General features: G+C 64.5%; 8 protein-coding genes and 1 pseudogene. 7 read left to right on the forward strand and 2 right to left on the reverse strand.

Annotated features, from left to right (window positions below; all coding sequences use genetic code 11):
- Window positions 1-544: pseudogene (locus AB7O82_RS37240) on the forward strand (tetratricopeptide repeat protein); the annotation flags it as partial.
- A 550-nt stretch (window positions 545-1,094) separates the two neighbouring features.
- Here the strand turns inward: AB7O82_RS37240 and AB7O82_RS37245 are convergent.
- Entirely contained in the window at window positions 1,095-1,376 is a 282-nt protein-coding gene (locus tag AB7O82_RS37245) for a hypothetical protein (RefSeq protein ID WP_428555284.1), read from the reverse strand.
- Between the two features lie 704 nt (window positions 1,377-2,080).
- On the opposite strand from AB7O82_RS37245, the gene AB7O82_RS37250 reads away from it, so the two are divergent.
- The 6 genes from AB7O82_RS37250 to AB7O82_RS37275 all read left to right on the forward strand — a co-directional run bounded on the left by AB7O82_RS37250 (window position 2,081) and on the right by AB7O82_RS37275 (window position 4,549).
- On the forward strand, window positions 2,081-2,551 hold the full coding sequence (locus AB7O82_RS37250) for a hypothetical protein (RefSeq protein WP_428555281.1): 471 nt from the start codon (window positions 2,081-2,083) through the stop codon (window positions 2,549-2,551).
- A gap of 17 nt (window positions 2,552-2,568) precedes the next feature.
- Complete coding sequence (locus AB7O82_RS37255; protein WP_428555278.1) at window positions 2,569-2,829, forward strand: hypothetical protein; 261 nt, start codon at window positions 2,569-2,571, stop codon at window positions 2,827-2,829.
- 19 nt (window positions 2,830-2,848) lie between these two features.
- Window positions 2,849-3,322, forward strand: a complete 474-nt coding sequence (locus AB7O82_RS37260; RefSeq protein ID WP_428555276.1) for a hypothetical protein — start codon at window positions 2,849-2,851, stop codon at window positions 3,320-3,322.
- A 96-nt stretch (window positions 3,323-3,418) separates the two neighbouring features.
- Window positions 3,419-3,961, forward strand: coding sequence for a hypothetical protein (locus AB7O82_RS37265; RefSeq protein ID WP_428555274.1), 543 nt, complete (start codon window positions 3,419-3,421; stop codon window positions 3,959-3,961).
- A gap of 38 nt (window positions 3,962-3,999) precedes the next feature.
- On the forward strand, window positions 4,000-4,155 hold the full coding sequence (locus tag AB7O82_RS37270) for a Lin0512 family protein (protein WP_428621800.1): 156 nt from the start codon (window positions 4,000-4,002) through the stop codon (window positions 4,153-4,155).
- A gap of 49 nt (window positions 4,156-4,204) precedes the next feature.
- Entirely contained in the window at window positions 4,205-4,549 is a 345-nt protein-coding gene (locus tag AB7O82_RS37275) for a Lin0512 family protein (RefSeq protein ID WP_428555272.1), read from the forward strand.
- 55 nt (window positions 4,550-4,604) lie between these two features.
- Here AB7O82_RS37275 and AB7O82_RS37280 read toward each other — a convergent pair.
- Window positions 4,605-4,940: UGSC family (seleno)protein (locus tag AB7O82_RS37280; protein ID WP_428555269.1), on the reverse strand; the 336-nt coding region annotated here is incomplete at its 5' end.

Below are 4,940 nucleotides of genomic sequence, written 5' to 3' on the forward strand. Positions count from 1 at the left end.
CGACGTCTGGATGCGGCTTCTCCGGGCTGTCGACGGCAGCGTCCTTTGGCTCCTACGGGACAATTCGACGGCCGCTCGGAACCTCCGACTCGAGGCCGCGGCGCGCGGCGTCGATGGTGCCAGGCTGGTGTTCGCCGACCGAGTGTCGGTCGAACAGCACATGGCTCGCCACAAGTTGGCCGATCTCTTCCTCGACACGCTGCCCTGCAACGCCCACACCACGGCGAGCGACGCCCTATGGGCTGGGCTGCCTGTTTTGACGCTGGCGGGCCGCGCGTTCGCCGGCAGGGTCGCCGCGAGCGTTTTGGGCGCCGCTGGCTTGCCGGAGTTATTGATCGCCAGGACCGAACAGCAGTATGAGGCCACGGCGCTCGATCTCGCGCGGGACCCGTCAAAGCTGGCCGCAATCAAGCGAGAGCTAGCGGCCAAGCGGCTGACGGCGCCGCTGTTCGACGTCCAACGATTCGCCCGGGATATTGAAGCGGCGTATGCCGCCATGATGGAGCGCTACCAGGCGGGCCTGGCGGCGGACCACATCGGCTGAGAACTGCACTCAAAGGGGCCGCCTTCCGTTGAGAGGTGGCAGCGGCCAAGCGTGACCTGCAGGAGACTCGCCGCTGCCACGGCCGGTGTCGGCAGAGGAGCCGCGCTGCGCTTCGGCGGGGCGGATCGCAATCGCCGATCATCTTGAATCCTTCCCTGAGAGAGAACCCCTACCCATACCGATTCCGGGTTTCTTCGAGGTGTTGCGGATTCAATAGTCTGTATCGTCTGTGTCGAAACGCAGGGGCCGCCCTCGCTCTGACTTCCCACGCGGCAGGGACGGGATTGGACGTGGCTGCCGCAGCCTCCTCGATCGGCACAACCAAGCGAGCAATGCGATCAAGCCGGGCGGACGAATAGCGCTACGGGAATCGACAGCTATCGCCGGAAGCGCCGTGAGGTATGCTGCAGGCCAACCAATGCCGGGTCCCCATCCCAAGACCCCGACCCGGCGCGGCCAGGCCCGCGCTCCCCCGTACAGCGCGGGGCCACTCGGCCCGCAGGACTCCATCGCTGTCCTCAATCCCGGCCCAAGATTCGACGCGCAATTGTTACCGCTTGTCCGGTTCAACCGATCGCTCATCATCCTCGTCGCCCCATACTCTCTCGATCAAGGGCTCGACGACTGCGGCGAGCGGCGTATAGCTCCAAAGAAGTGCTCCAAGCCCGAAAGCGAGGAAAAGTGTAAAGATCGGCCCCCTCAGCACGTTGAACAGGCCGAACACGACGGGGATCGCCGCCAGGCTCCACGCGACATGCCATTTGAGACCGAGCTCTGTGCCGCCCCACGCGGCGATGAATCCGACCCATGCTCCCGCAAACAAGTTCCTCAAAATCGCCTCCCCAATATGCACCGCCCCAAGATGCGGGCATCGTAGCGCCCCGAGAATGCGGGTTGAATTGTAACCAAAGGCGCGCGGGTGGGGAACGCCGGCAGAACGCGCCGCGCGCGCCCTGGAAAATCTGCCCGCCAGGCCACGCGATGCCGCGATTTCGTCACCGTGAGGGGCGTGTCTTGCGCGGGACGTCCTGCGCGATGATGTAACACTGCAGGGACCTGCGGTCGTAGATGCGGCGCCGCGGCTTGGTCTCGTTCCCGTCGAGGTCCATCTCGGGCGCCGAGAGCGAGTTAATGTCGAGGCGATCGAGAGCCGTGCGCCCGGTCGGCGCGATCAGCCCGGCGGGCGGGACGGGCTTGATCCGCTCGTAGTGCTCGCGCGCCGCCGCGAGCCGGGCTGCGGCCTCACGGTAGGTCGCGAGATGCGAGCGCAGCTCCTCGCCCAGCGCCAGCAGCTCGCGCGCCCATCACGCGGGAGGCTCTGGTGACGTCGGAGGCGTAGTGCACGCCGATGCTGGATCGCCTGCGATCGAGTTCGACGATGGTTCGGACGTCGTCGCGCCGTGCCGATGCGCAGGCGGATGGTGTATTCTGACAGATAGCCATGATCCCGGAATCCCTTTCCTTCGGGTTGTGGTCAGAGCCGGGCGGGAAGGTAGAAGCTTCCGTCCGGCTCGCCTTTAGGGTAGAACCTAAATCATGGCGAAGTCAATAAAGGTTAAACCTAAAAAGCGTGGCAGGCCTGCGACAGGCAAAGACCCATTGATAGGTGCCCGCTTTCCGCCTGCCCTGATCGAGGCAATCGACGCATGGAGCGCCGCGAGCGAGCAGCCGATGACGCGCTCTGAGGCTATCCGCCGTTTGGTGGAGCAAGGATTTAGGATTCCTGCCCTGTATCTCGGCGACATGCTCAGGATCGCCAAGGGCTCAGGGACCACTGCGCATAAGGTCGTCGAAGCGAAGAAGCGCAGCGACTTCTACATTGAAATGGCGATGAAGTTCTATAACGGAGAGGTTGAGCGCGTCGAAAGCGACGTTCAGACCTTAGGCGATTCTCTCATGTTCACCGGCGAGCCTGAGAGCGTCATCCGGGTGCTGGAGCCCGTTCGGCAGTACCTCAAGCAGAAGGCAGAGGAATTGAGGCTGAAGGCGAAGGGCGCCAAACGGTGAGACGCTACGCCAATAGGATGTCGACCATCGCCCGCGCTTGGGTCGCTGCCGCAATCATGCTGCTACCGACTTCGACCCCCGCCCAGAATGCGTTCTACATTCAGGGTCGGCTCGATGGGTTGCAGAGACAGCTTGCCGACCTTGCTACACTCATCGAGCAGCTCAAAGCGGAAGACCAACAATTGCAGCAGCAGCTGGAAAGCATGCGAACGAAGTTCGAAGCGCGTCTTGAGCGACTGGAAAAGGGCGGAGCTTCAGCCAGAGGAAAATCGCGATGAAGCGATGCCTGGTAGAGCTATGGCTGAAGGCGAAAGGGAAGCGATGAACCTGCCGGAGCTGCGCCGTCGCGCGGTGCACGAGGCGGGCCATGCAGTGTTCCTATGGCGTGGCGGCGAAACCATTCATGGCAGCGCCTTCGATGACCGCTTCGCTTCATTCCGAGAGGTCTTGGTGAGTGCAGACTGCGGCGAGGAAGGGGACGTGTTGCCTCTTCGCCTGGAGGATGGTCGCCTGCATCATGCGGCCGGAACAGTCGCTTGCGGCTATCGCCTCACCGTTCCGGCGGTCTACGGTTTCACTGGCCTGCCGCGGCGGAAGCATCGCGCCCTGATCGCCCGCGCGAAGCTCGAAGCTGCGGCGGCGCCGGGAGGAATTCTGGTTTCCGGGGCCGTGCACGATGCCACAGTAGGTCGGATCGAGGCCGCGTTCGAGGATCGCGGCTGGCTTGATCTGAAGAGTATCGAGCGGCAAGTGCGGGCTTATGCAGTCTAATGGGACGCCGATGACTGGAAGTCTCGTTCGCCGCCGACGGCTACTGTCCAGGTACCCAGCGACAAGCCATCGATCGCCGTCTTGCCCCTACAGAACATGAGTGGCGATCCTTCCCAGGAGTACTTTGCCGACGGCGTCAGCGAAGTTATCGTCAGCGCCTTGTCGCGCTTCCACGAACTATTGGTCATCGCGCGCGGTTCCAGCTTCGCCTTCAAGGGCAAGGGGCTGGAGCTCGATCAGATCGCTGCCCGGCTTGGCGTTCGCTATTTGCTGAACGGCAGCTTGCGCAAGGCGGGCAATCGGGTGCGCGTCTCGGTGGAGCTCATCGAGGCGGCCAGCGGCGCGCAAATCTGGTCCGATCGGTACGACCGCGACCTCGCGGACGTCTTCGAGTTGCAGGACGAGGTCAGCCGGACCGTTGCCGCGGTGATCGTACCGGCAGTCCGCGGCGCCGAGATCGAGCGTGCGCGGCGCACGCCACCCGCGAGCCTCTCCAGTTACGATCTTTATCTTCGCGCATTGCCGCATTTGTGGGCCGCCACGCGCGAGGATATTCCCAAGGCGATCGATCTCCTTCGTCAGTCACTGGCGCAAGAGCCGGACAGGGCGCCACCCTGGCAGCGCTCGCGTTGGCCCTGATGCTGGCGCCGCCTGCTGGCGTGCTGACATCCCCGGAGATGACGACCGAAGTGGTGGCACTGGCCCGGCGCGCCAGGCCCGACCAGGTCGACACCAGAGAGGTGATGGCGGTGCTGCCACACGGCACCGGCACGGTGAAGGTGGTCGAAGGCGGGCTGGAGATCCCAATGAAGCGGGCACGGACAAGACGGTGATCGCCCAGGCGGCCGCCATTGTCCGGCTCGATCTGTGACGGAGGCCGCGATGGCCGCCAAACGCATCATCCTCGAGCACGGCACCGGCAACGACCTGCACGGCGGCGACTACACCAAAGCGGCGCTGCGCGCCGTGCCGGACGCCCTGCACCACAGCTCGCTCGTCATGCTGCGCACCTTGGGCGTCAATCCCAAGACCGGCATGTTCGTCGACGTCACGATCGGTGTCGCGCAGGCCGAAAAGGTCGACACGGAAAAGGTGCGCGCCTCGCTGCCGCACGGCATCGTCATGGTGAAGGCGGTCAAGGGCGGACTCGACGTGCCCGATCCCGAGGGCAACGACCCGGCCGTGGTCGCCAGCGCCGCCGTCTGTGTCCGCCTGGAGCTTCCGTGAAGTGCCCTTCCTCCTCCCCGTCTTACGGGTGTCTTACGGGGGAGGCGACTAATGCTCACTCCCGCACCAGCATCGGCAGGCCCTGCTCGATCGCCAGCCGCGCCATTGCCTCGAGATCATCGTCGGTGGCCCTGCTGACCGGATAGCCGATCTCGGCGAAGCGGTAGCCGGGCATGCCGAGCACGCGGCTCATCAGCTCGGCGGCGCTGGTGAAGCGCTGGGTCATGACGCTGAAGGCGGGAACATCGAGGCGTTCAGCGGTGACGGAGTCGTGCAGACTGCACGTTGAGCAGCTGCCTCAATCGCCAATGCCGGAGATGACGGCATCCCATTGCCGGATCTCGGCCGCGATGAGCGCGTCGGCCGGCGCGCTGTAGTTCGACTTGGTCCG

The organism is Reyranella sp. (assembly GCF_050185545.1).
In the GTDB taxonomy this organism is placed as follows: Bacteria; Pseudomonadota; Alphaproteobacteria; order Reyranellales; family Reyranellaceae; genus Reyranella.